The organism is Chitinibacter tainanensis DSM 15459 (assembly GCF_000429785.1).
Taxonomy (GTDB): domain Bacteria; phylum Pseudomonadota; class Gammaproteobacteria; order Burkholderiales; family Chitinibacteraceae; genus Chitinibacter; species Chitinibacter tainanensis.
In genome coordinates this window covers 62391-87216 of record NZ_AUCN01000018.1, presented here as the reverse complement: position 1 = coordinate 87216, position 24826 = coordinate 62391, and the positions used below count along the sequence as shown (strand labels likewise).

General features: G+C 53.8%; 23 protein-coding genes. 10 read left to right on the top strand and 13 right to left on the bottom strand.

Features of this window, described 5'->3' with window-relative positions; translation table 11 throughout:
• The first annotated feature begins 14 nt into the window (after positions 1 to 14).
• Positions 15 to 1913, top strand: a complete 1899-nt coding sequence (locus tag G482_RS0106550) for an ATP-binding cassette domain-containing protein (RefSeq protein WP_028449362.1) — start codon at positions 15 to 17, stop codon at positions 1911 to 1913.
• 69 nt (positions 1914 to 1982) lie between these two features.
• Positions 1983 to 2480 carry a retropepsin-like aspartic protease family protein gene (locus G482_RS17615; RefSeq protein WP_034619127.1) on the top strand — a complete coding sequence of 166 codons (498 nt, stop codon included), beginning with the start codon at positions 1983 to 1985 and terminating at the stop codon, positions 2478 to 2480.
• A gap of 39 nt (positions 2481 to 2519) precedes the next feature.
• Here G482_RS17615 and G482_RS20275 read toward each other — a convergent pair whose 3' ends face one another.
• Complete coding sequence (locus G482_RS20275) at positions 2520 to 2714, bottom strand: hypothetical protein (protein WP_156905360.1); 195 nt, start codon at positions 2712 to 2714, stop codon at positions 2520 to 2522.
• A gap of 130 nt (positions 2715 to 2844) precedes the next feature.
• Entirely contained in the window at positions 2845 to 5457 is a 2613-nt protein-coding gene (adhE, locus tag G482_RS17610) for a bifunctional acetaldehyde-CoA/alcohol dehydrogenase (protein WP_051258800.1), read from the bottom strand.
• A gap of 426 nt (positions 5458 to 5883) precedes the next feature.
• On the opposite strand from adhE, the gene G482_RS0106530 reads away from it, so the two are divergent.
• On the top strand, positions 5884 to 6087 hold the full coding sequence (locus G482_RS0106530; protein ID WP_169721057.1) for a hypothetical protein: 204 nt from the start codon (positions 5884 to 5886) through the stop codon (positions 6085 to 6087).
• 15 nt (positions 6088 to 6102) lie between these two features.
• Here G482_RS0106530 and G482_RS0106525 read toward each other — a convergent pair whose 3' ends face one another.
• Positions 6103 to 7044, bottom strand: coding sequence for a tRNA dihydrouridine synthase (locus G482_RS0106525; RefSeq protein ID WP_245575261.1), 942 nt, complete (start codon positions 7042 to 7044; stop codon positions 6103 to 6105).
• Positions 7045 to 7163: 119 nt separating this feature from the next.
• On the opposite strand from G482_RS0106525, the gene G482_RS0106520 reads away from it, so the two are divergent.
• The 5 genes from G482_RS0106520 (at position 7164) to dapD (ending at position 11357) form a co-directional block, all read left to right on the top strand.
• A complete protein-coding gene (locus G482_RS0106520) occupies positions 7164 to 7751 on the top strand; it encodes a LexA family protein (protein WP_028449359.1) in 588 nt (195 codons plus the stop codon).
• A gap of 64 nt (positions 7752 to 7815) precedes the next feature.
• A complete protein-coding gene (gene queF, locus G482_RS0106515; protein ID WP_028449358.1) occupies positions 7816 to 8643 on the top strand; it encodes an NADPH-dependent 7-cyano-7-deazaguanine reductase QueF in 828 nt (275 codons plus the stop codon).
• 15 nt (positions 8644 to 8658) lie between these two features.
• Complete coding sequence (gene msrA, locus G482_RS0106510; protein WP_028449357.1) at positions 8659 to 9189, top strand: peptide-methionine (S)-S-oxide reductase MsrA; 531 nt, start codon at positions 8659 to 8661, stop codon at positions 9187 to 9189.
• Positions 9190 to 9277: 88 nt separating this feature from the next.
• On the top strand, positions 9278 to 10483 hold the full coding sequence (gene dapC, locus G482_RS0106505) for a succinyldiaminopimelate transaminase (RefSeq protein WP_028449356.1): 1206 nt from the start codon (positions 9278 to 9280) through the stop codon (positions 10481 to 10483).
• 52 nt (positions 10484 to 10535) lie between these two features.
• Entirely contained in the window at positions 10536 to 11357 is an 822-nt protein-coding gene (gene dapD, locus G482_RS0106500) for a 2,3,4,5-tetrahydropyridine-2,6-dicarboxylate N-succinyltransferase (RefSeq protein WP_028449355.1), read from the top strand.
• A gap of 150 nt (positions 11358 to 11507) precedes the next feature.
• Here dapD and rpoS read toward each other — a convergent pair whose 3' ends face one another.
• The 7 genes from rpoS to G482_RS0106465 all read right to left on the bottom strand — a co-directional run bounded on the left by rpoS (position 11508) and on the right by G482_RS0106465 (position 18982).
• Positions 11508 to 12476: an RNA polymerase sigma factor RpoS gene (rpoS, locus tag G482_RS0106495; protein WP_028449354.1), complete on the bottom strand. Its 969-nt coding sequence runs from the start codon at positions 12474 to 12476 to the stop codon at positions 11508 to 11510.
• A 3-nt stretch (positions 12477 to 12479) separates the two neighbouring features.
• Entirely contained in the window at positions 12480 to 13493 is a 1014-nt protein-coding gene (locus tag G482_RS0106490) for a peptidoglycan DD-metalloendopeptidase family protein (protein ID WP_034619122.1), read from the bottom strand.
• 133 nt (positions 13494 to 13626) lie between these two features.
• The gene (locus tag G482_RS0106485; RefSeq protein WP_028449352.1) at positions 13627 to 14292 is read right to left on the bottom strand and encodes a protein-L-isoaspartate(D-aspartate) O-methyltransferase; all 666 of its coding nucleotides are present in this window, start codon (positions 14290 to 14292) and stop codon (positions 13627 to 13629) included.
• Positions 14274 to 15020 carry a 5'/3'-nucleotidase SurE gene (gene surE, locus G482_RS0106480; RefSeq protein WP_028449351.1) on the bottom strand — a complete coding sequence of 249 codons (747 nt, stop codon included), beginning with the start codon at positions 15018 to 15020 and terminating at the stop codon, positions 14274 to 14276. The genes G482_RS0106485 and surE overlap by 19 nt, the downstream gene beginning before the upstream one ends.
• 58 nt (positions 15021 to 15078) lie before the next feature.
• Positions 15079 to 15960 carry a DMT family transporter gene (locus tag G482_RS0106475; protein WP_245575260.1) on the bottom strand — a complete coding sequence of 294 codons (882 nt, stop codon included), beginning with the start codon at positions 15958 to 15960 and terminating at the stop codon, positions 15079 to 15081.
• A 104-nt stretch (positions 15961 to 16064) separates the two neighbouring features.
• Positions 16065 to 17207 carry an aromatic ring-hydroxylating oxygenase subunit alpha gene (locus tag G482_RS0106470; protein WP_028449349.1) on the bottom strand — a complete coding sequence of 381 codons (1143 nt, stop codon included), beginning with the start codon at positions 17205 to 17207 and terminating at the stop codon, positions 16065 to 16067.
• Positions 17208 to 17461: 254 nt separating this feature from the next.
• Complete coding sequence (locus G482_RS0106465) at positions 17462 to 18982, bottom strand: fumarate hydratase (protein WP_028449348.1); 1521 nt, start codon at positions 18980 to 18982, stop codon at positions 17462 to 17464.
• 107 nt (positions 18983 to 19089) lie between these two features.
• On the opposite strand from G482_RS0106465, the gene G482_RS19490 reads away from it, so the two are divergent.
• Positions 19090 to 19899, top strand: coding sequence for an NUDIX hydrolase (locus tag G482_RS19490; RefSeq protein ID WP_051258799.1), 810 nt, complete (start codon positions 19090 to 19092; stop codon positions 19897 to 19899).
• Between the two features lie 129 nt (positions 19900 to 20028).
• On the top strand, positions 20029 to 21387 hold the full coding sequence (gene trhP, locus G482_RS0106455; RefSeq protein ID WP_028449347.1) for a prephenate-dependent tRNA uridine(34) hydroxylase TrhP: 1359 nt from the start codon (positions 20029 to 20031) through the stop codon (positions 21385 to 21387).
• 134 nt (positions 21388 to 21521) lie between these two features.
• Here the strand turns inward: trhP and G482_RS0106450 are convergent, their stop codons facing one another.
• The 3 genes from G482_RS0106450 to hemH form a co-directional block, all read right to left on the bottom strand.
• Positions 21522 to 22916, bottom strand: a complete 1395-nt coding sequence (locus G482_RS0106450) for a sensor histidine kinase (protein WP_034619119.1) — start codon at positions 22914 to 22916, stop codon at positions 21522 to 21524.
• Positions 22903 to 23601, bottom strand: a complete 699-nt coding sequence (locus G482_RS0106445; protein WP_028449520.1) for a response regulator transcription factor — start codon at positions 23599 to 23601, stop codon at positions 22903 to 22905. The genes G482_RS0106450 and G482_RS0106445 overlap by 14 nt, the downstream gene beginning before the upstream one ends.
• A gap of 70 nt (positions 23602 to 23671) precedes the next feature.
• Complete coding sequence (gene hemH, locus G482_RS17600) at positions 23672 to 24778, bottom strand: ferrochelatase (protein WP_051258797.1); 1107 nt, start codon at positions 24776 to 24778, stop codon at positions 23672 to 23674.
• Positions 24779 to 24826: the final 48 nt, after the last annotated feature.

Sequence of the window (24826 nt, the reverse complement as noted above, 5' to 3'; positions counted from 1 at the left end):
CTCTTGGTGTATACATGATTCGATTAAAGTCACTCACGCTGCGGCGTGGGGTGAAAGTACTGCTAGATAGCGTAGATCTGACCCTCAATCCCGGCAGTAAAACCGGGGTGGTTGGCGCCAATGGCGCCGGTAAATCCAGCTTTTTTGCCTTGCTGCGCGATGAAATCCACCCGGATACCGGCGATCTTTTGATGCCCCCACGAGCGGCGATTGCCCATGTGGCGCAGGAAACACCAGCTTTGCCCTGCACGGCGCTGGATTATGTGCTGGATGGCGATGTAGAGTTGCGCCGGGTGGAGGCAGAGCTTGCCGCTGTGGCGGGGGATGGCGTGCGCCATGGTGAGTTGCTGGCCCAGCTGGAAGCGATTGATGGCTATGCCGCGCCTGCGCGGGCAGGCAAATTGCTGGCTGGGTTAGGTTTTAGCAGCGATGAAATGCAACGGCCCGTGAGTAGTTTCTCGGGTGGCTGGCGTATGCGCCTGAATCTGGCGCAGGCGCTAATGTGCCGTTCGGATCTGCTGCTCTTGGATGAGCCGACCAATCACTTGGATCTGGAAACCGTAGTCTGGTTGGAAGGCTGGCTTAAATCCTATCGCGGCATGTTGCTGGTGATCTCGCATGATCGCGATTTTCTCGATGCGACCGTGGGGCAGATCTTGCATATCGAGCAGCAAGGTATGCAGCTCTACACTGGCAATTATGCCGATTTTGAAGCCCAGCGCGCCGAGAAACTGGCCCAGCAAAACCAGGCTTTTGAAAAGCAGCAACGGCAAATCGCCCACCTAGAAAGCTTTATCACCCGCTTTAAGGCCAAGGCCAGCAAGGCCAAACAGGCGCAAAGCCGGGTAAAGGCTTTGGAAAAAATGGAGCGGATTGCCGCGGCGCATGTTGATTCGCCATTTAGTTTTGCCTTCCGCGAACCCGAATCGTCACCTAGCCCCTTGGTACGGCTGGAAAATGGCGTGGCAGGCTATCAGGCCGCTGCACCGGTATTGCAAGGGCTGAACCTTAGCCTCGAAAACAAAGCTCGCTTAGGCCTATTGGGCGTGAACGGGGCAGGGAAGTCTACCTTTATTCGCTCGCTGGCCGGCGAGCAGCCCCTGCTGGCAGGTATTCGCACCGAAGGCAAAGGCCTGCGAGTGGGTTACTTTGCCCAGCATCAGCTTGAATATCTGCGGCTGGAAGAATCCGCGCTGTGGCACTTGCAAAAGCTCGACCCAGCCACGCGTGAGCAAGAGCACCGCAATTTCTTAGGTGGCTTTAATTTTGTCGGCGATATGGCCACTTGCCCAGTGGCGCCGTTCTCTGGCGGCGAGAAAGCCCGCTTGGCCTTGGCACTGCTGATTTGGCAAAAGCCGAATTTATTGCTGCTCGATGAGCCTACCAACCACTTGGACATCGAAATGCGCGAGGCGCTGACCTTTGCGCTACAGGATTTCGAAGGCGCCTTATTGGTGGTGTCGCACGATCGGCATTTGCTGCGCGCCACCGTGGATGATTTCTGGCTGATTGAAGGTGGCCGTGTGAGGCCATTTGATGGCGATCTGGACGATTACAGCCGTTACAGCCAGGAAAAGCGTGGCGATCAGGCGGCGAGCGCCCAGCCGGCGGCTTCGGGTGAGAGCAATAATCGCAAAGAGCAAAAGCGCCACGAGGCGCAAGAGCGGCAACGCTTGGCTGCGCTGCGCAAACCCCTCGAGCAAAAACTCGCCAAAGTCGAAAAAAGCCTGGCGCAGTTGCAAGCGCAGCAAAGTGAGCTCAACACATTGCTGGCCGAGGAAAGCATCTATAGCGCTGAGCGTAAAGACGAACTGCAAACTGCGTTGCGGCTAGATGCCGAGGTGAAAGCCCAGTTGGAAGAGCTGGAGCTGCAATGGTTGGAACTCAGTAGCGAGCTGGAAGAAATCGTGTAGTGTGTCAAACAAAGGCTAGGGTATATTGCTCTAGCCTTTTTTATATCTACCTTTGAGGGTAATACCCCTGTGAATTTTCTGCGTAGCAATCTGGGTTTATGGCTGTTTTGGCTGTTAGTCTTGGCCTGTGTGTACGGGGCGTTTGAGCATTTTGTATTTAGCCGCCAGCCGGCCGCCACGACGCTAGAAGCCACGGGTGGCCAAGTACTGCAGGTTCGCAAAGGACGGGATGGGCATTTTCGTCTGCCCGGTACCCTCAATGGTGCGCCGGCCATTTTAATGGTGGATACCGGTGCCAGTAGCGTGACGCTGGATGAAGATCTGGCCCGGCAGCTGAATTTACCGATAGGCGAGCGCTTTACCACCCAAACGGCCAATGGCCCTGTTGAGGCCTATGCCACTGTGCTGGCCGAATTGCGCCTGGGGCCATTTACCTTGCGGCAGGTTTCGGCGGCAGTGGTGCCACGCTTAGGAGATGAGATCTTGCTGGGGATGAATGTGCTGCGGCGTTTTAAGCTGGAGATACAGGGTGAACAGCTGCAGTTAAGTTCACTGGCACAGCCTTAGCACTAGGCGGCTTGCGACTCAAGATGAGGCGATGAGTAATTAGCCGCGGGCTGGGTGATGGGGCGGGTTGACCTGGCTTTTGAGCTCGACGGCCAGTAGGCTGTCCACGCGTTTGAGTACTTCGCTGGCATTGGCGAGATACTGGGCAATCGCGGTGCTCAAATCATCAGCGTAGTTAATCGGGCGGATCGGCATGGTCTGGCTCTGGGTTGTCATCACAGGTGGCAAGTGCATTAGCCACTAATGATGTTATCGGCATAGCAGGCACTAACTTGAGCACATTACTGAACAAAACGCGCCAATAAATTGATCCAGAACAAAAAAAGCCCCGCTTTTGCGGGGCTTTGGTTTTGGCGAGCCTAGCTTAGGCTTGGCCGTAAGTTTCTTTGTATTCGCGACCGTAGAAGCTATCGAGCAACAGCTGTTTCAGCTCGCTGATCAGCGGGAAGCGTGGGTTGGCGCCGGTACACTGATCGTCGAAGGCTTCTTCGGCGATACGATCTACTTTAGCCAGGAAGTCTGCTTCGTTCACGCCGGCATCTTTGATCGATTGCGGAATGTTCAGCGCAGCTTTCAGTTCATCGACCCAAGCCACCAGTGCGGCGACTTTCTGATCATCGTTTTTGCCTGGCAAGCCCAGATGCTCGGCGATATCGGCATAACGGCATTTCGCTTGTGGGCGGTCGTACTGACTAAAGGCCGTTTGTTTAGTCGGAATATCCACCGCGTTGTAACGAATCACATTGCTGATCAGCAGGGCATTGGCCAAACCGTGGGCGAGGTGGAACTCGGCACCGATTTTGTGCGCCATTGAGTGGCAAACACCCAGGAAGGCATTGGCAAAGGCCACACCGGCAATGGTGGCGGCGTTGTGTACGCCTTCACGTGCCGCAGGGTCATTCGCGCCGTTGCTGTAGGCTGATGGCAAGTGCTGTTTCAACAGTTTCAGCGCTTGCAACGCTTGTGGGTCGCTAAACTCGTTAGCCAGTACCGATACATAAGCTTCCAGGGCGTGAGTCACCGCATCGATACCACCGAAGGCTGTGAGCGATTTTGGCATATTCATTACCAAGTTCGCATCGACAATCGCCATATTCGGGGTCAGCTCATAGTCGGCGATTGGGTATTTCATGCCGGTTTTTTCATCGGTTACCACCGCGAATGGGGTTACTTCCGAACCAGTACCTGAAGTGGTTGGGATCGCGATCAGCTCGGCTTTAACGCCCATTTTCGGGAATTTATAAATCCGTTTACGGATGTCCATAAAGCGCAGGGCCAGATCTTCGAAGTGTACTTCTGGGTGCTCGTACATAACCCACATGATTTTCGCTGCATCCATGGGCGAACCACCACCCAAGGCTACGATCACGTCAGGTTTAAAGCTATTGAGCATCGCCACGCCTTTACGCACGACAGCCAGAGTTGGGTCAGCCTCAACTTCATAGAACACTTCAACTTCCAAGCCATTCTGTTTCAGGATGCGGATGGTTTCATCTACATAGCCGTTGTTGAACAGATAGCGGTCAGTCACGATGGCTGCGCGTTTTTTGTTCGACAACTCTTCCAGAGCCACAGACAGACTACCGCGACGGAAGTAAATGCTTTTCGGAAGTTTATGCCACAACATATTTTCAGCTCGCTTCGCCACAGTTTTCTTGTTGATCAAGTGTTTCGGGCCCACGTTCTCGGAAATCGAGTTCCCACCCCAAGAGCCGCAACCCAGTGTCAGCGAAGGCGCCAGCTTGAAGTTATACAGGTCACCGATACCACCTTGCGATGAAGGTGTATTGATCAGAATCCGGGCGGTTTTCATTTTGTCGCCGAAGTAGACAATGCGTTCTTTCTGCAAGTCTTGGTCGGTGTACAGCGATGAGGTATGGCCAATCCCGCCCAAAGCCACCAGTGCTTCAGCTTTATGCACGGCATCGAAGAAATCTTTGGCGCGATACATGGCCAGAGTAGGGGAGAGTTTCTCGTGCGCGAAGGCTTCTTCTTCACCCACAGATGCCACTTCACCGATCAACACTTTGGTATACGGCGGTACTTTGATGCCGGCCATTTCAGCGATTTTCAGCGCCGATTGCCCTACGATACCTGCATTCAGGTTGCCATCGATCAGGATGACTTTACGTACCGCTTCGGTTTCTTTCTTGTTCAGAATGTAGCCGCCGTTGCTGTTAAAGCGCTCTTTAACTTGCTCGTAGATGCTATCAACGATGATGACAGATTGCTCAGACGCACAGACCACGCCGTTGTCGAAGGTTTTTGACATCAGAATTGAGGCCACAGCACGTTTGATATCTGCTGTTTCATCAATTACCACCGGGGTATTACCGGCACCCACACCAATGGCTGGTTTACCTGAGCTATACGCCGCCCGCACCATGCCTGGCCCACCAGTAGCCAGAATCAGATTCAGGTCTGGGTGTTTCATCAGGTGGTTAGAAAGCTCTACAGTGGGCTCATCAATCCAGCCGATGATATCGCGTGGCGCGCCAGCTGAAACTGCGGCTTCCAGAACGATGCGTGCTGCTTCGCAAGTTGATTTGCGAGCACGTGGGTGTGGGCTGAAGATAATACCGTTACGCGTTTTCAGCGAGATCAGGGCTTTGAAAATCGCAGTTGAGGTTGGATTGGTTGTTGGCACAATCCCGCAAATCAGGCCAATTGGCTCGGCGATGGTGATGGTACCGAAAGCTTCGTCTTCTTCGAGTACGCCGCAAGTTTTTTCGGTTTTGTAGGCGTTGTAGATATATTCAGAAGCAAAGTGATTTTTGATTACTTTATCTTCGACGATCCCCATGCCGGTCTCGGCCACCGCCATTTTTGAGAGTGGCAAACGGGCATCAGCAGCTGCCAGCGCAGCTACACGGAAAATCTCGTCCACTTGTTGCTGGGTGAAAGTTGAGAACAGTTGCTGAGCTTTTTTTACTCGAGCGACCAGTGCATCCAGTTCTTGAACATTGGTAACAGCCATTTTGTGCTCCTGACTTGCTAAGTGGATTTCTGTGGTAATCATCTTATGTCTGACAACTAATCTTGTCTGTGCTTTATTTACGCGTCATGAAACGGTGTAAAAAAGACCAAACTTGCTGAGTGATGCCAACATCTTCAGGTGATGGAAGCATGGTAGATGCAGTATGGATATGAAAAGTTGATATTTCTCATGTTTTCAAATGCCCTTCATCTAAAATGCGCATAATGTATATTATGTAAAGTAATATCGGAGAATATGAGCTGGTGTGCTTCATGTCGTGGCCCCTTAAGTCTGAAAATCCATGAAGCCCCACCAAACTAGCTGCGATGACTGTTATTATCGCGACTTGTCACGATGACTTGGTGCAGTATGGAGCAAAGCAAAGATAAAAAGCCCCGCGGCCGGCGCCCTTTGCATGGGCAAGCGATGAGCGTGGCAGAACGCAAGCGCCGCTCGCGGGCGCTGCAGATTAAGCGCGCCACGCAAAACCATCAGTTGCGCCTACCAAAAGCATTGTCAGTAGAAATCGATGCTAGCTTGCATCAGAAGTTCCGCACCTATTGCCAGCAACAGCAGCTCACGCAAGCTGAAGCACTCGAGAAAATTCTCGCTGCCTTGGTTTTGAAATAAAAAAATTGGGCCGCATTATTTTGGCCCCAAGACCAATGCGGGATACTGCTGTTCGATTTCTTCGGCTGTATTCAAAGTCCGAATTTGCGCAAATAGCTGCTCGGCTTCTGGGTAATGCCGGCGCAGATAGTTCAGCCATTGTTTTAAGCGGCCAGCCTGATATTTGGCATAGCAATGCGTTTTTACTTGTTGCCAGAACACCGTAAACAGCGGCTGCAAACCTTCCCAGCTTAACGCTTGCCCAGTTTTAGCTTCCAGTGCCAAACCAGGGTTGGCCACAATGCCGCGTCCTAACATCACATCGGTGCATTCCGAAATTGCTAAGCAGCGTTTTAAATCGTCGACGGTCCAGATTTCCCCATTGGCCACCACATTAAACTTCACGGCCTGGCGGATTAAAGCGATGTGCTCCCAGTAGGCCGGCGGTTTATAGCCTTCGACTTTCGTGCGAGCATGCACCACCACTTCTTGGGCCCCTGCACTTTCCATGGCTTGCGCACATTCAATAGCTGGCGATTTATCTTCATAGCCTAGGCGCATTTTGGTGGTAACCGGGATCTGCGCCGGGGTGGCATCCCGTACTGCCTTCACAATCTGATAGATAAGTTCAGGTTCATTGAGCAAGACGGCGCCACCGCGATGGCGATTCACCGTTTTGGCCGGGCAGCCAAAATTTAGATCAATCCCAAATGGATTGTAACTCGCCAATCTGGCCGCATTGGCGGCCAACATAGCTGGGTCAGAGCCCAGTAGCTGTACTTTCACGGGCACGCCGCAGGCAGTCTGACTTTGGGTGAGGATTTCGGGGGCAATCCGTTCAAAGGTGTGCCCGGGCAATACGCTGCCACTGACCCGCACAAATTCGGTTACGCATTCATCAATCCCGCCAGCGCGAGTAATCACGTCGCGTAATACGCAATCGAGCAGGCCTTCCATGGGCGCAAGCAAAATCCGCACAGCTGTTTTTCCACATTCGCAAATCAACAACGCAGTTTACCAGATTGGCCGCCGTGGTGCTTGACAGCGGAACGATCGTTCAATAACCTAACAGAACGAATGTTCCACAGGGTGCCGCCATGGCCAATCCAAATCGCGACCACGAATATCTGGGCAAACTGCAGGATTATTACAGCGAATATCGCAGTCTCCCCTCTTACGCTGTTATTGGCGAACTTCTGGGTATGGCCTCGAAATCCGCGGTTTCAGCGCTCGTTAAGCGCCTTACCCTTGCGGGGTATCTGGAAATGACGCCGGATAAACGCCTTGCGCCCACCAAGCGGTTTTTTGAGCGTGAGTTGGCCGATTTTAATGTGCCAGCAGGCTTACCGGCGGCCGCCAACGATGCGATGAGCGAAGCCATCTCGCTCGACGAATATCTGATGCCGCGCCCTTCCAATTCAATTTTGATCAAGGTGCGTGGCGACTCGATGATGAATGCCGGCATTTATGATGGCGATCTAGCCGTCATTGAAAAACGCCATGCCGCGCATATTGGCGACTTGGTGGTGGCCGTAGTTGATGGCGAATACACCTTGAAAGAGTTGGGGCGCGATAAACAGGGCTATTACCTGATTCCGCACAACCCCGATTTTGCCATTATTCGCCCCAGCGAAAGCCTAGAGATTTACGGCGTGGTGGTAGGGCTGATGCGTAAATACCGCTAAACAGCGCTGCATGTGTGCCTCGCTACCGTTAAAATCATGCTTTGCTGATCAAAAAGGCTCGCCTGTGTCTGACGTTAACGCTTCGCCCTTGGGCAAAACAGTTTCCTACATCACCGAATATGCGCCCGAGTTGTTGTTCCCCATCCCGCGCAGCGGTAAGCGCGCCGAGATTGGCATCACCAGCGCCCTGCCTTTCTTTGGCTTTGATTATTGGAATGCCTACGAGGTGTCGTGGCTCAATTTGCGTGGCAAACCGCAGGTCGCACTGGTCAGTTTTCAAATCCCGGCTGACAGCCCAAACATTGTTGAGTCTAAGTCGTTTAAGCTTTATCTCAATAGCTTTAACCAGACCAAACTCGCTGATAGCGAAGCGCTGCTGGCGCTGCTGAAGCAAGATATTGGTGCGGCGGTAGGGGTGAATATTCAGGTTAAATTGATCGAAACCGAACGGTTTGCCGAGCAAAAAATTGTTGAACTACCCGGCTTTTATCTCGATAACCTCGATATCGAAGTGAGTGATTATTCACCCCAGCCCAATCTCTTGCGCTGTGATGCCTCCACCACCACGGTGACCGAAACTCTCTGTTCAAATTTGCTCAAATCCAATTGCCTGGTTACCGGTCAACCCGATTGGGCCAGTGTCCAGATTCAATACACGGGGCAGCCAATTAATCGTGAAAGCTTGTTGCGCTATCTGATTTCATTTCGCAACCACAATGAGTTTCACGAGCAGTGCGTCGAGCGCATTTTTGTCGATCTGCAACAGGCCTGCAAACCATTAAAACTGGCGGTATACGCTCGCTATACCCGCCGCGGTGGACTAGATATCAATCCTTATCGGGCTAATTTTAATGCTGAACTGCCGCTCAACGTACGTACAGCACGGCAATAAAATCAGGAGAATCTGATGGCAACAAGCGCAACAGCAATTTTGGCTGGCGGCTGCTTCTGGTGTCTGGAAGCAGTTTTTCAGCGCGTACGCGGGGTGAGTGCGGTTCAGTCTGGATACATCGGGGGGGATGTGCCTGAACCCAGCTATCAGGCTGTTTGTACCGGTAATACCGGTCATGCCGAAGCGGTTATGATCAGTTATGATCCTGAAGTGGTGAGCTACACCACCTTGCTAACGGTGTTTTTTGCGATTCACGACCCAACTACGCTCAATCGCCAAGGGCATGATGTCGGCAGCCAGTATCGGTCTGCTATCTTTTATCAAGACGAAGCACAGGCCGAGCTGGCCCGCGCTGCCGTCACGGCAGCACAAGCCGATTGGCCGGCGCCAATCGTGACCGAGATTGTGGCGGCAACCGAGTTTTACCCCGCCGAGATCGAGCATGCCGATTACTACAATCAGCATCCATTTCAGCCGTACTGCATGGCCGTGGTTGGGCCGAAAGTGCAGAAATTTATGCATCGTTTTAACGAAATACTCGCCTAAAACGGCCCGATTTCTTCGGTAGTGCGCGCCGCAAGGGCGCGCCAATCCGCTATAATTGCGGCTTTCCCTTACTTTGCCCGTGCCATTTATGTCACCGCGCCTCGAGCTGCTCCACCCCTACCCGTTTCAAAAATTGCGTCAGCTATTTGCTGGCATTACCCCCTCTGCGGCGTTGTCCCATATCAATTTATCGATCGGCGAGCCTAAACATCCAGCGCCACAATTGGTGAAAGATGCGCTGCTTAGTCACATGGCGGGCTTATCCAGCTATCCGGCCACATTGGGCTCGGATGAACTGCGTGAGAGCATCGCGGATTGGGCAAAGGCGCGGTATGGTTTGGTGGCTTTGAACCCGGCTACCGAGGTCTTGCCGGTGAACGGTAGTCGCGAGGCTCTGTTTGCCTTCGTGCAGGCGGTGGTTGATACCAGTGCGGTTGCGCAGCCCGTGGTACTGTCCCCCAACCCGTTTTATCAGATTTATGAAGGTGCGGCGCTCTTGGCGGGCGCAGAGCCTTGGTATGTCAATTGCGTGGCAGAAAATCGCTTCCAACCCGATTGGGACTCCGTACCCGCCGAGGTTTGGGCACGAACTCAGGTAGTTTTTGTTTGCTCACCGGGCAACCCGACTGGTGCTGTGGCATCGCTGGCTGATTGGGAGCGACTGTTTGCGCTTTCGGATCAGCATGGTTTTGTGATTGCTTCGGATGAGTGTTATTCGGAAATCTATTTTGGTGAAGAAAAACCGCTCGGAGGCCTGGAAGCTGCACAAAAACTTGGGCGCGATTACCGTAATCTGGTGATGTTCTCGTCGCTGTCCAAACGCTCGAACGTGCCAGGGATGCGTTCGGGCTTTGTGGCCGGCGATGCGCAGATTTTGGCTAAGTTTTTGCTGTATCGTACTTACCATGGTTGCGCAATGAGCCCGATGGTGATGGCCGCCAGTGCCGCAGCCTGGCGCGATGAGGCGCATGTGATTGAAAACCGCGCGCAATACACGGCTAAATTTGCTGCGGTGACCGAGCGCCTGGCTTCGGTGTTAGAGGTTGGTTTGCCGGATGCAGCGTTTTATTTGTGGGCCAAGACTCCGATCGATGACGAAGACTTTGCCGCACGCCTATTTGCCGAGCAGCACGTCACCGTTTTACCCGGCTCATATCTAGCCCGTGAGGCGCATGGGGTGAACCCGGGTAAAGGCTACGTGCGCATTGCGTTGGTCGCGCCACTGGATGAATGTGTCGCCGCAGCAGAGCGGATTGTTGCGTTCTGTCAGCAATGGAAAACTGCGGCTGTTTAAAATTTTTGTTTCAGAGTGAGCAACCAGCACTCGTTTTTTTGAGAGAGTTCAGATGAGTAATTTGCAAACTGTTATTGAAACCGCGTTTGAAAACCGCGCCGATATCACCCCCAGCAATGTATCCGCCGAGCTGCGTGATGCCATCAATGAAGTGATCAATGCGCTGGATAAAGGCCAGCTGCGTGTTGCGGAAAAAAATGGCGGCGAATGGATCACCAATCAATGGGTGAAAAAAGCCGTTTTGCTGTCATTCCGGATCAATGACAATGTGGTGCTCGATGGTGGCTGCACCAACTATTTCGACAAAGTACCTAGCAAATTTGCTGATTACACCGAAGCGGATTTCCGCGCCGGCGGTTTCCGCGTGGTGCCCAATGCGATTGCGCGTAAAGGCTCGTTTATTGCCAAAAACGTAGTGCTGATGCCCTCGTATGTCAATATCGGCGCTTTTGTCGATGAAGGCACGATGGTAGATACTTGGGCCACAGTGGGCTCTTGCGCGCAGATCGGTAAAAACGTGCATCTGTCAGGTGGCGTGGGTATCGGTGGGGTACTGGAGCCACTGCAAGCCGGCCCGACCATCATTGAAGACAACTGCTTTATCGGCGCACGTTCGGAAGTGGTAGAAGGCGTAATCGTCGAAGAAGGCTCGGTGATTTCAATGGGCGTCTACATCGGCCAATCTACCCGCATTTATGACCGCGAAACTGGTGAAGTGAGCTACGGCCGCATTCCAGCCGGCTCGGTAGTGGTATCAGGCAATCTGCCAAGTGCCGATGGCAAATACAGCCTGTATTGTGCTGTAATCGTGAAAAAGGTTGATGCCAAAACACGCTCTAAAGTTGGTATCAACGAGTTGCTGCGCGGTATCTAATACGCCATAGGGGTATCTGGCCGCAAGGCCAGTTGGCTTGCTGTTAAGCGATATACCCCCATGTTAAAAAAGCCAGTCGGTTGACTGGCTTTTTTATTTCTGCGGTGCTCACCATGGACGATTATGGCTGAGCATTAGCATTGAGTGCATTTAGAGCACAACTTCACGCGTTACCCCATAGCGGCGCAAGATGCGTCGCAGTTGATCCAGTGCCTCGATCTGGATCTGGCGTACCCGCTCCCGTGTCAGACCTAGGCTGGCGGCCAGGTCCTCTAAAGTACAGATCTCATAGCCATTCAGGCCATAGCGGCGCTCAATCACCATCCGCTGCTTTTCGTTCAGCTGCTTCATCCATTCGCGTACATAACGCTCGACTTCGGCATTTTGCAGTGTGGATTCAGGGCCATCATGCTGATCATCGGGGATCGACTCACCAATGGTCAGCATCGGGTCGATATCCAGGGGCGCATCCAGTGAGGCCACCCGCTCATTTAGCCCCATGACGCGGCGCACATCTTCGACATCTTTACCCAGCAGATGGGCAATATCTTCAATGCTTGGGTCGTGTCCGAGTGTCGCTTCCAGATGGCGTTGCGCGCGCAGATAGACGTTCAGCTCTTTAATCACATGCACTGGCAAGCGGATGGTGCGGGATTGATTCATGATCGCGCGCTCGATACTTTGGCGGATCCACCATGTGGCGTAGGTCGAGAAGCGAAAGCCACGTTCTGGGTCAAATTTTTCCAGCGCATGCATCAAGCCGATGTTCCCTTCCTCGATCAGATCAAGCAAGGTCATGCCGCGGTTGATGTAGTGCTTGGCGATGTTCACCACCAGGCGCAGATTGTGCTCAATCATCTTTTGCCGCGCCGCAAAATCACCCTTCACCACTTGCCGAGATAATTCGCGCTCTTCATCCGGGGTGAGTAGTTTGCACTGGCCGATTTCATTCAGATAAATCTGCGTGACATCACCGGTGCTCTCGCTGGTGTAGCGTTCGGTTTCTTCCTTGGCTTCGCTGTCGAGGTCCTCGTTGTCCTCGCCCAGTTGCGCTTCTTCATCCAGTGTTTCAACTTCGTCGATGAGGTCTTGCTCAATGGCTTCGATCTGTTCGCTCATGGTCTATTCTGTCGCGATGAACTTCGCCGGATCGACGGGCTTGCCTCCTTTGCGGACTTCGAAGTGCAATTTCACTTGATCAGCATCGGACTTGCCCATTTCGGCGATCTTTTCACCTTTTTTAACGACATCTCCCTCTTTAACTAGCAATTTATCGTTATGAGCATAGGCCGTCAGATAACCATTGCTGTGCTGCAATATGATCATCTTGCCATAGCCGCGCAATCCGGCGCCCGCGTAAACTACCTTTCCTTGTGCTGACGCAACAATAGATTGCCCAAGTTTTCCTGCAATATCAATGCCTTTGCTTTCTTCACTGAACTTGCGGATCACTTTTCCGCTGGTTGGCATGCCAAACTCGGTGCCGTTGGTATTGCTTTGCGTCGCAGATGATGCCACTGAAGCCGCAGCTTTATTAGGGTTTGGTGTTGAATTTGCGACAGCAGAAGCAGCAACTGGTTTTGTTATAGATACTGTCGCGGAGCTTGCAACTGCTTGTTGTTTTGTTGCAACTGTGTTGCCGTCGGCCAATTTGGCGACTTGGCTGGCTGCTTGAGGGCTATAGACTTCCTTGACGGCTTTGGGATGTGTTTTGGTGATGACCGGCGTATTACTACCGACCGGCGGCTGTGGTGTCGCGAGGGTTTGTACCTTACTCGGTGCAGCATCTTGCAGTGGCGTAACGGTTACGCCACCTTCGCCCAATGGCGCTGCGACTACCAGCACCTGGCCAATTTTGATGCCACTGTCACTGAGCTGATTCCAGCGCTGCACCTCGGCGGTGGTCACCCCATACAAAGTAGCAATCCGGTAGAGCGTATCACCCTTTTGAACGGTATGTGTTTTATTGCCCATTTGCGCCGGAGATGGTGTCGCTACTGCGGCTATGGGGGTGGCGACGGGGGCCGGTGGCGGCGTCTGCTGGCCATCAATAATCGGGGCCGGGCTGGTGCGTGGGCTGGCGCAGGCGGCCAATAGAGTACTTAGCAAGACAATCAGCAAGGATGGGACGCGCACGTCATCTCTCCGCAAAAACAAATGAGGGCCTCGCTGCGCGGTGCGCAGACGATCCGAAAGGCATTAGTTTACACGGCAGCTATGGAGAAACGGCAGGTAATTATCAGCATCCTGTTGCGATGCAACCTGCTTATTAGGCAATACCCGGCAGCAAAGGCACAAAATTGACTTTTTCGAGCCGGCTTTCAAATAGCTCTTGCCCACGGCGCTCGATCATGCGCAGCTCTTGCTGCTGGCTGCCCACCGGGAAAATCAGCCTGCCGCCATCGCTCAGCTGTGCACTGAGGTTTTCTGGCACGATGGGTGCCGCGGCGGTAATCACAATGGCATCAAATGGGGCCAGCTCAGGCAGGCCAGGCAAGCCATCGGCATGGCGCAGGCGGGCATTATGAATGCCTAAGCCACTTAAACGCTCGCGTGTTTGGCGTACCAAGCCGCCAATGCGTTCAATGCTGTGCACGGTTTTAAAGAGTTTTGCGAGCACAGCAGTTTGGTAGCCGCAACCGGTGCCAATTTCTAATACCTGCTGCCGCTGTGGCACTTGCGCTGCCAGCTCGCTCATGCGCGCAACGATATAAGGTTGGGAGATCGTTTGCCCAAAGCCGATCGGCAACGAGGTGTCGTCATAGGCTTTGTGCGATAAAGCTTCATCCACAAACTGGTGCCGCGGGATTTGCCCGATGATCGCCAGCACGGTTTCATCGGCTATGCCTTGCTGGCGCAAACGCTCGACCAAGCGCGCACGCGTGCGGGCCGAGGTCATCCCGCTGCCGTGACTGATCATGAATGACTCAGCCATGTCTCAACCTGCCCAAGCTGGGTATGATTGGTAAGATCAATCTGCAACGGGGTTACCGACACATACCCCGCCTCGACAGCGGCAAAATCAGTGCCATCGCTGGCATCGGCCACCTTGCCGATGGGCCCCACCCACCAGATGGTATCGCCCCGCGGATTGGCGCTGCGGATCACCGGTGCAGATTTGTGGCGGCGACCAAGGCGAGTAATGCGAATGCCACGCAATTGCTCATAGGGCAGATCAGGGACATTCACATTCAGTAAGATTGGGCCAGTTAATGGATTGGCTTTAAAACGCTGCACCAACTCGCGAGCGATTTTGGCGGCGGTTTCAAAATGCTGGGGATTGTGCGAAGCCAGTGAAATGGCCATGGCCGGAATACCTAGCAAAAACCCTTCCGTGGCGGCCGCGACGGTACCGGAATAAATCGTATCGTCGCCCATATTGGGGCCATGGTTGATGCCGGACACCACCATATCAGGCAGCTCGGCCATCAGCCCGGTGGCGGCCAGATGTACGCAATCGGTGGGCGTACCGTTGACGTAATGAAAGCCTGATGGTGCAACCCGTACTTGCAAAGGGCGATCCAGGGTGAGGGAGTTGCTCGCGCCGCTGCGATCACGTTCGGGCGCACAAACTAAGGCGTCACCTTCCTCGCCCAATGCCATAGCCAAAGCGGCAATGCCTGGGGCGAAATAACCATCATCATTACTTAACAGAAAACGCATCAAAACCTCTCTCTTGATCGCATTCTAATATGATCCGGACATGCCGCAAACAAGCGCTTTATTGCCGTTGCAGCCGTGTAGCACCTGCCCAGATCCCTGCCAGCACGACAATCAGCATCCCTAGGAGCGAGAGGCCGTTGCCCGCCTCGCCCCACCACAACCAGGTAAACAAGGTAGAAAACACTACGGTGAGATAGGCAAGGCTCACCACCACCAGCGAACGCCCTTTGCGATAAGCGCGGGTCATCGCCAGTTGGGCGAGCGTGGCGGCGATGCCCATGGCCAGCAAAATGCCGGTTTCGTGCCAGTTGGGCTGATGCAAGGGCTGACTTTGTAGCAGCATCCATGCACCGGCCCCTAAGGTTGAAACCAGCGAGAAATAAAACACTGTCCGCCACTCGGGCTCGCCGCTTTTGCCTAGTTCACTCACGCCCAGATAAGCAATGCTCGCCAGCATCCCCGAGCCCAGCCCCATTAGCCCGGCCAGCCACGCCTGACTATTGAGGGTGGGTTGCAAGAGTAGCGTCACCCCCAAAAAACCCAGCCCCACGCTCGCAGCCTGCTGCCACTGTGGCCAGGCGCGCCGATGCAGACTCAAGACCAGAACAAAGAAAATGGGCGAGGTGTAATTGAGCGTGACTGCCGTCGCCAGCGGCAGGTGGCCGATGGCGTAGAAGTACAGCATCAGCGCCAAAAAGCCGGAAATACTTCGCGTTAAATGTAGGCGAAGCTGAGGGCCGGCCACTTTTAGCGTTTGCCCTTGCGGCAGCACCACGGCGGTAATGCCCAGCAAGCCGGCTGCGCAGCGATAAAACACCAGCTCCGCGGTGCTAAATTGGGCGCTGCCTAATTTGACAAAGACGCCCATGATGGCAAATGACAGGCCGGCCAGCACCATCCAGAATGGGCCGGATTGTTTACAACGTTCAAATAAAGACAAAATACATCCTGGGGTATATGCCTAAGACGATCAAATGATCAAGCTTTTCAGGCAATACCCTATAAAGCAACAAGGCAGCTTGCGCTGCCTTGTTGGGGTTAAGCTTACTTCGCTAAGCGGTCGATGGCCTCGCCCAGCTCCCGGCGCAGGAACTGATGAAAATGGCGCATGCCATCTTCCATTGGGCTTTGATAAGGCCCAACTTCATTGCGGCCAGCCTTAAACAGCGCGGTACGGCCCGCTTCCATTCGGTTGATGATTTCCACATCTTCCACCGCCGTTTCGGCGTAGGCGGCCTGCTCGGCGGCGACAAACTCCGGCTCGAAGTAGGCAATATCTTCCGGATAATAGAATTCCACCACGTTTTTATAGCTACGTGGCCCGGTTGGAATAATGGTGGAAATCACCAAAGTATGCGGATACCACTCCACTGTGATATTGGGGTAGTAAGTCAGCCAGATCGCGCCATATTTCGGGTTTTTACCCGCTTCATAGCGTTTAACCTGCTTGCTCCACTCATCATAAATTTTCGAGCCGGGGCGCGATAACTCATGATGCACGCCTACTGTTTGCACCGAGTACCAGTCACCAAACTCCCAGTTCAGCTCATTGCATTCCACAAAGCGGCCTAGCCCCGGGTGAAATGGCACCACGTGGTAGTCTTCCAGATACACCTCGATAAAGGTTTTCCAGTTGCCTTGGTATTCATCTACCTGCACGCTGTGCAAGACATACTTGGAAAAATCCAGGTCTTTACGCACGCCGAGGTTTTTCAAATCGCCCTCGATGTCGCGGCCATTGTTTTCAAACAGCAGGCCATTCCAGTGGGTGAGCTCGGTTTGCGGTAAATGCAGGCACGGGTTGGCGCTAAAGTGCGGCGCGCCGACCAATTGGCCATGCTGATCATAAGTCCAGCGATGCAGCGGGCAGACCGTATGGCTGGCATTGCCACGCCCGCTGAGCATTTCGGCTTGGCGATGGCGGCACACATTGGAAAAGAGTTTCACGCCTTGGTCGGTGCGTTTCAGATAGCGCGCGCCATGCGAAGCTTCGAGGACGTGATAGTCGTTCAGATTGGGCACCATCAGTTCGTGGCCGATATAACGTGGGCCTTGTGCGAACAGGGTTTCCATTTCGAGCTGATACAGCTGCTCATCAAAATAGGCGGCAACTGGCAGCGGTGAAGTTAAATCCAGCTCGGCCATTTTACGTGCAATGGCGTTGGTAGCTGTAGCCAGATTGGACATGTCCAATACCCCCTGGGCTAGAAGGTCTTGCCACTTTGTGCAGTTAAAATGCGCTGCAACGATGGGTGGGCAAGCCATCAAATCAATCAATTGCCAAAGTAGCGCGGCTACTTCAGCCCGAAAAGGCGGCGATTATTGCAGATTTTTTATTCCGAGGCAATTTTTCGCCGTTTTTGTCTTATTATTTAAGACCTTAACTAAGTCATGCCGACAAAAACGCCACCCGAAGGTGGCGTTGCGTAGAGTGGGCGGGCTTAGCCGGCATTCACCGGAATTTTGCCAATCTTCGCTTGCCACTCCTTCGGTGCGATGGCATGCACAGAAGTTCCCGAAGAGTCCACCGCCACGGTCACTGGCATATCTACTACTTCAAATTCGTAGATTGCTTCCATGCCCAAATCGGCAAAGCCGACCACTTGGCTGGCTTTAATGGCCTTTGAGACCAGATAGGCTGCGCCACCCACGGCCATCAAATACACCGATTGATGTTTTTTGATCGACTCACAGGCCGCTGGGCCGCGCTCAGCTTTACCAATCATGCCCAGCAAGCCCGTTTGCTCGAGCACTTGATCGGTAAATTTATCCATCCGTGTAGCGGTAGTTGGACCAGCGGGGCCGACCACTTCATCGCGTACTGGATCAACCGGGCCCACGTAATAGATAAAGCGATTGGTGAAATCCACGGGCAATTGCTCGCCTTTATTGAGCATATCCACGATGCGCTTATGCGCCGCATCGCGACCAGTGAGCATTTTGCCGTTCAAGAGCAGCGTTTGGCCGGGTTTCCAGCTGGCTACATCTGCACGAGTTACGGTGTTGAGGTCCACGCGGGTGGCTGCAGCAGATGGCGTCCAAGTGACGGCTGGCCAGTCTTCGAGTTTAGGGGCCTCCAGTTCGGCCGGGCCTGAGCCATCCAGAATAAAGTGCACATGGCGCGTGGCGGCACAGTTTGGAATCATTGCTACTGGCAGGCTGGCGGCATGGGTTGGGTAGTCTTTGATTTTTACGTCCAGCACGGTGGCCAAGCCACCCAGGCCTTGCGCGCCGATCCCCAGCGCATTCACTTTTTCGTACAGCTCGATGCGCAGTTCTTCAACGCGGTTTTGCGGACCGCGGGCGATCAGCTCATGGATATCGATTTCTTCCATTAACGCTTCTTTGGCCATCACCATGGCTTTTTCGGCCGTACCGCCGATACCGATGCCGAGCATGCCGGGTGGGCACCAGCCCGCGCCCATCAAAGGTACGGTTTTCAGTACCCAATCCACGATCGAATCCGATGGATTGAGCATCACGAATTTGGTTTTGTTTTCCGAGCCGCCGCCTTTGGCCGCGATATCCACTTCAACGGTATTACCCGGCACGATTTCATAGTGAATTACGGCCGGGGTGTTGTCTTTGGTGTTTTTGCGCCCGCCAGCTGGGTCCATCAAGATTGACGCGCGCAGCTTGTTATCGGGGTGCAGATACGCCCGGCGGACGCCTTCATTGATCATATCGGTGACTGACATGGTCGCGCCTTCCCACTGCACATCCATCCCAACCCGCACAAAACAGGTGACGATGCCGGTATCTTGGCAAATTGGGCGATGGCCTTCGGCACACATGCGGCTATTGGTCAGAATTTGCGCAATTGCGTCTTTAGCTGCGGGGCTTTCTTCCAGCTCGTAGGCGCGGCCCAAGGCCTGAATGTAGTCTTTGGGGTGGTAGTAGCTGATGTATTGCAGGCTGTCGGCGATACTGGAGATCAGATCGTCCTGGCGAATCTTGCTCATCGTGGTGACTCCAAGGATAGGTTCTTGTTTTGCGGTAGCGTGTTATGGCGCGATTGTAGCAAAATTGCCGCTTTGACCGACACTTTCCCGGTGAACAGGTACCCAAAATGCCGCTGCGCGACGCAATTACTGCTTATCTGGCTAGCCAGCCCGTCTTTTCTTCGGCGGGGCTTACTCCTTGGTATTGGCAAGAACACCGGTTGGGTTGGCTAGAGGCGCCGACACTGGCCTTTTTAACTAGCTGGTCACCGCATTTTCAACTGCAGGCTGGCCAGCTGCGACTTGACTGCAGCGAGTCTGAGGTGCAGGCGCTGCTAGATGAGGCGGCGTTGGCGCTGCGCGCGGCGGGCCTCATTAAAGTGTGGCGCAATGAGCGCTACAGCGTGCATCCGCTACTCGCTGACGATGCGCCAGATTTAGCTACGACCCTATTTACCCTCGAGCGCGGGGCGTTTCGGCGGCTGGGTTTGTGTAGTCAGGCGGCGCATATCAATGGCCGTACGGTCAATGGCGATTATTGGTTAGGCCGGCGCGCGCCTACCAAGGGTATAGACCCCAATCGCTTAGATAATCTGGCTGCTGGCGGTATACCCTATGATGAATCACCGGCCGAGTGCGTTATTCGCGAGCTGGGTGAAGAAGCAGGCATCGCCCCTGCTCTGGCCGCCCAAGCCATTCCGACCGCTACGCTACGCACCCTGCGCAACGAAAGCGATGGCACACACCATGAGGTGCTGTATTGCTACGATCTCGTCGTGCCCGAAGGCGTGACCCCCAATAATCAGGATGGTGAAGTGGCCGGTTTTCAGCGGTTTAGCACTGCTGACACGGTCGCGCGGCTACCAGAAATGACCTGGGATGCAGGCCTCGTCACGGCGCATAGCTTGCTGGCGGGGCTGGAAAATGAGGCGTGCTAATTATTGCCCACTTCCCCCTATTCGTTGTGGGGGCATTTTTGCTATAATCGCGCTAAGTTATTGATCTGGCCGGTTTTTGTGGCGGCCTACAACCTCGCCCTTGCGAGGTTTTTTATTTGGGAAATCAAGATGCTAAAAGCGCCTGAATTACTGCTGCCGGCCGGTACGCTAGACCGGATGCGTGCCGCTTATGATTTTGGTGCTGATGCGGTGTATGCCGGTCAGCCCCGTTACAGCCTGAGGGCACGGAATAACGATTTTGGCCTCGAAGAAATCGGGATCGGGATTGCCGAGGCGCACGCTCGGGGCAAGAAATTCTTTGTGGCCAGCAATATTCTGCCGCACAACGCCAAAGTCAAAACCTATCTGGCGGATATGGAACCGGTGATCGCGATGAAACCGGATGCCCTGATCATGGCCGACCCGGGTTTGATTATGATGGTGCGCGAAAAATGGCCGGAGCAAGTGATTCACTTGTCGGTGCAAGCCAATACCGTGAACTACGCCGGGGTGAAATTCTGGCAATCGCTAGGCCTGGAACGTGTGATTTTGTCGCGCGAGCTGAGTCTGGATGAGGTCGAAGAAATTCGCCAACTGTGCCCGGATATGGAGCTGGAAGTCTTCGTGCATGGGGCGCTGTGTATTGCGTACTCGGGCCGTTGCTTGCTCTCGGGCTATTTCAATCACCGTGACCCGAATCAAGGCACCTGTACTAATGCTTGCCGCTGGGATTACAAAACGCATGACACCGTGACCGATGACGCCGGTGATGTCGCGCCAAAAGCGCAGGTGATTCAGTTTGATTTCAATAAAGCGATGAGCGACGCTAATCAGAGCTTTGCCGCCTGCGGTGGCGCCGAACGTCACCCGCTGGCCGATAAAACCTATCTGATCGAAGAAGGTAATCGCCCGGGCGAGCTGATGCCAATTATGGAAGACGAGCACGGCACCTACATCATGAACAGTAAAGACTTGCGCGCGCTGGAGCACGTGGAGCGGCTGGTTAAAATTGGCGTCGACTCGCTGAAAATCGAAGGCCGCACCAAATCACTGTATTACGTGGCGCGCACGGCGCAGGTTTACCGGCAAGCGATTGACGATGCGGTGGCCGGTCGTCCATTTAATCCGGCGCTGCTCGCCGATCTGGAAGGCTTGGCCAATCGTGGTTACACCGATGGTTTCTATCAGCGCCACCACACGCACGAATACCAGAACTATATGGATGGCCATTCCAAAGCCAAACGTAGCCAGTTTGTGGGTGAAATCGTGTGCATCGAAGATGGCTGGGCGCGCATCGAAGTGAAAAATAAATTTTCGCTCGGTGACACGCTGGAAGTGATCCACCCCAGTGGCAATATTAATGTGCAAGTGCAAGCTATGCGCGATAAGCGTGGCAATGCCATCGAAGTAGCGCCGGGCAATGGCATTCAGGTGCAAATTCCACTGGCCGCGCAGTACGATAAAGCCCTACTCGCTCGCTTGTTTTAAGCGCGGCCCCTACTCCTAGCCTGACGGCGAGCCAATAAAAAAGCCATCCAGCCCCTGTCGATCAGGGCTAGATGGCTTTTTAACTTTAGCGCTCTGTAAAAGCAATATACCCATGCAGGGTATTGCGCTGAATGCTATGAATTGATTAGGTTCTTTGGCAATACCACGTGCACGATCAGGCCTGATGGGTCAGCATCCAGCAGCTCTACCGTGCCGTCATGCCGCTCGACAATTTCTTTCACAATCGCCATCCCCAAGCCACAGCCATTGCCGGTTTGCTCGCGGCGGAAGAAACGCTCGAATACCCGCTGCTTATCGGCATCGGGAATGCCGGGGCCATTGTCTTCTACATCTACCACGTATTGAGTTGGGGTCTCGGTCAGACGTACCGTCACGCTGCCATCGCGCGGAATATATTTAATGGCATTTTCGACCAGATTGATAAATAGCTCGCGCAGCAGCGCCGAGTTACCTTCAATCCACGCCTCATTCACAAGGCAATCGCATCCCAGATCAATCCTTGCCGCCAAAGCCCGTGGTACCAACTCACTGGTCAGGTCGCGGATAATCCGCGCCAAATCCATTTTCACCTTCGGAATGCCATTAAGGCTACCCGGCTCAGAGCGGGCCAGCGTGAGCAGCTGATTCACTAAGTGAATACTGCGGGTGGCGCTGGTGTGAACCATATTCAGCCGCTCGCGCAGCCCTTCCGGGCTGTTTTCACGCATGGCGAGCTCGGTTTGCGATTTTAGGCCCGCTAAGGGGGTGCGCAGTTGATGTGCCGCATCGGCAATAAAGCGCCGCTGCCGGTTCATACTTTCTTCGGTGCTGGTCAGTAGCTGATTCAATGCGCTGGAGAGTGCTTCGAGCTCTTCCGGTGCATTGGGCAAGACTAAGGGTGATAAGTCTTGTGGTTGGCGGGTTTCCACCATTTGCTTTAAGGTCAGCAAAGGTTTGAGGCTATTTTTAATGCCATACCAGATCAAAATGCTAATCAGCAGCAAAATAGCGATCAAGGGCAAGGCAATACGCAGCATAAACGCATGCAGGGCATCGATCTGGCTATCCAGGGATTTGGCAATTTCGATCTGCCAACCCGGGTGTTGTCCGGAAGGCGGGATATTAGCGTGCAGTACCCGATAAGCCTGGTGCTGAACGCTGTGATCAAACAGGCGCTGCTGAGCTTGTGCGCTCGGGTGGCTATCAAAGGCTTGCAGTGGGGTATTAATGGCCTGCTGATGATCGATCAGCGCGGCAAAATGAAAATGCTCAGGCTGACTTAATGCCAGCAATTGGGTGGTCCGCTGCCGGATCAGGCCCGCAGTCAGCTCATTGCCCTGCTGAACATCCTGTTGCAGTGTTTTGGTGAGCTCGATTTGAAATCGTGCCAGCGTGGCATCGTTGTTATCGGTCAGGTAATGAAACGAGACAAAATAAATGACCGCCGCCGCCGCCAGCCACAAGGCCAGCAACGGCAAAACGGTCCATAAAACGATACGACGTTGCAGTGAACGCTTAGTTAGCAGCATCCGTAGCCAGAGGTTGTTGTTTCTCGAGGAGGTAGCCCAGACCACGGATTGTGCGGATCACTACACCGCATGGTTCCAGCTTTTTACGCAGGCGGTGTACATACACCTCGATGGCGTTCAGACCTACTTCGGCGTTCTCGTTGCCCAGCTCGCTCACGATCTGTTCTTTGGTCACCACGCGGTCGATGTTCGACATCAGGATTTCCAGCACGGTCAGTTCACGCGCAGACAGATCCAGTGGCGAGTCATTGCACCAAGCGCGCTGACCGGCACGATCCAGACGCAGATTGCCCAGTTGCTGCACAGATTGCGGCAGGATTTGGCTGCGGCGCAGCAAGGCGCGCAGGCGGGCTTCCAGCTCAGAGAATTCAAATGGCTTGGTCAGGTAGTCGTCGGCACCGGCATCCAGACCGGCTACGCGCTCATCCAGGCCATCCAGCGCAGTCAGAATCAGGATAGGCAGCGATGGCTTGTGCTGGCGAACGTTTTTCAGTACCGTCAGGCCATCCATATTGGGCAGACCGATATCCAGCACTACCGCGTCGTAGTCATTGTGCAGCAAGATTTGCAGCGCCAGCGCGCCATCGTTGACACAATCACATTGGAATTCAGCTTGCGACAAGCTAGTTTTCAGCGCGTCGGCCAGAATCAGATCATCTTCAGCCAGGAACAGTCGAGTCGCCATTTCAGCTTCCTCATTTTTGTAAGAATAAACTTACCGCAGAGTTTAGCGGTTATTTCGCCAAAGCCCAAGATCATTTTTGTAAGAATAAATCCTTACTTAATCTATCTCTTTGTTCTAGTGCATTTTTTTCATTTTTGGCAAAATGACCGTTTGTCAGCCAGCTTGTCAGCTCGCGCTCTATCAGCTCAGAAAGGCCACTAATCCAGACTGGATGATCGTTCAAACACGGGATAAACCGGTATTCACCACCGCCGTGCTGTAGAAAATCGGCCTTGCCTTCCATGGCAATTTCTTCCAGTGTTTCCAGGCAATCAGCCACAAAACCGGGGCAAATGACATCGAGCTTGCCGGTTTTGGCTGTGGCCAGTCGGGTGAGCTCGTCGGTGGTGTAGGGTTTAAGCCATTCAGCTTTCCCAAAGCGTGATTGAAACGCGATTGTGTATTGGGTTTTATCCAATTGCAGCGCTTCGGCAAGTAAGCGCCCGGTTTTCTGGGCGTGGCAGAAATACGGATCACCTTTGTCGAGCGTGTAGCGTGGCACGCCATGAAAACTCATCAATAGATGCTCGCCGCGGCCATTTTGCTGCCAGTGTTCCCGTACGCGTTGGGCCAGCGCATTGATGTAGGCCGCTTCATCGTAAAACGGCGCCAGCATTTTCAGCGTGGGCATAAAGCGGGTTTGTTGCAGTACCCTACTCACCTCATCGAACACACTGGCGGTCGTGCTGGCGGCATACTGCGGATACAGGGGCACCACCAGCAGATGCTGGCAGTTTTGCGCTTTCAAGGCTTGAATTTGGCTCGCAATCGACGGATTACCGTAGCGCATAGCGTAGTCGACCACCAGCTGCCCGCGGTGACGCTCGCCCAGCAGGCCTTTCACGAGTTGTGCCTGACGTTCAGTCCACACCCGCAGGGGTGAGCCTTCTTTTTGCCAGATGCTGGCGTATTTGGCCGCGCTTTTGGCCGGGCGAATATTTAAAATAATGCCGTTGAGAATCAACCACCAGATCGGTCGGGGGATTTCGACCACGCGCGGATCAGATAAAAACTGCTTCAGGTATGGGCGAACAGCTTTGGCCGTAGGCGCATCCGGGGAGCCCAGATTCACCAGCAAAACGCCGATCTTGGATGGATTGCGGTGGGCAAATTCAGGTTCAGGCAAATAGCGGGACATAACCGAGCTTTGGGTGCAATGAAAGTGCCCTCATTCTACCCAAGGCCA

Bases quoted from the DNA above. Each gene is read 5' to 3' on its own strand.
- G482_RS0106550 (WP_028449362.1), top strand. From the start codon at position 15: ATGATTCGATTAAAGTCACTCACGCTGCGGCGTGGGGTGAAAGTACTG.
- G482_RS20275 (WP_156905360.1), bottom strand. From the start codon at position 2,714: ATGCACTTGCCACCTGTGATGACAACCCAGAGCCAGACCATGCCGATC.
- adhE (WP_051258800.1), bottom strand. From the start codon at position 5,457: ATGGCTGTTACCAATGTTCAAGAACTGGATGCACTGGTCGCTCGAGTA.
- G482_RS0106530 (WP_169721057.1), top strand. From the start codon at position 5,884: ATGAGCGTGGCAGAACGCAAGCGCCGCTCGCGGGCGCTGCAGATTAAG.
- G482_RS0106520 (WP_028449359.1), top strand. From the start codon at position 7,164: ATGGCCAATCCAAATCGCGACCACGAATATCTGGGCAAACTGCAGGAT.
- msrA (WP_028449357.1), top strand. From the start codon at position 8,659: ATGGCAACAAGCGCAACAGCAATTTTGGCTGGCGGCTGCTTCTGGTGT.
- dapC (WP_028449356.1), top strand. From the start codon at position 9,278: ATGTCACCGCGCCTCGAGCTGCTCCACCCCTACCCGTTTCAAAAATTG.
- dapD (WP_028449355.1), top strand. From the start codon at position 10,536: ATGAGTAATTTGCAAACTGTTATTGAAACCGCGTTTGAAAACCGCGCC.
- rpoS (WP_028449354.1), bottom strand. From the start codon at position 12,476: ATGAGCGAACAGATCGAAGCCATTGAGCAAGACCTCATCGACGAAGTT.
- G482_RS0106485 (WP_028449352.1), bottom strand. From the start codon at position 14,292: ATGGCTGAGTCATTCATGATCAGTCACGGCAGCGGGATGACCTCGGCC.
- surE (WP_028449351.1), bottom strand. From the start codon at position 15,020: ATGCGTTTTCTGTTAAGTAATGATGATGGTTATTTCGCCCCAGGCATT.
- G482_RS0106470 (WP_028449349.1), bottom strand. From the start codon at position 17,207: ATGTCCAATCTGGCTACAGCTACCAACGCCATTGCACGTAAAATGGCC.
- G482_RS0106465 (WP_028449348.1), bottom strand. From the start codon at position 18,982: ATGAGCAAGATTCGCCAGGACGATCTGATCTCCAGTATCGCCGACAGC.
- G482_RS19490 (WP_051258799.1), top strand. From the start codon at position 19,090: ATGCCGCTGCGCGACGCAATTACTGCTTATCTGGCTAGCCAGCCCGTC.
- trhP (WP_028449347.1), top strand. From the start codon at position 20,029: ATGCTAAAAGCGCCTGAATTACTGCTGCCGGCCGGTACGCTAGACCGG.
- G482_RS0106450 (WP_034619119.1), bottom strand. From the start codon at position 22,916: ATGCTGCTAACTAAGCGTTCACTGCAACGTCGTATCGTTTTATGGACC.
- G482_RS0106445 (WP_028449520.1), bottom strand. From the start codon at position 23,601: ATGGCGACTCGACTGTTCCTGGCTGAAGATGATCTGATTCTGGCCGAC.
- hemH (WP_051258797.1), bottom strand. From the start codon at position 24,778: ATGTCCCGCTATTTGCCTGAACCTGAATTTGCCCACCGCAATCCATCC.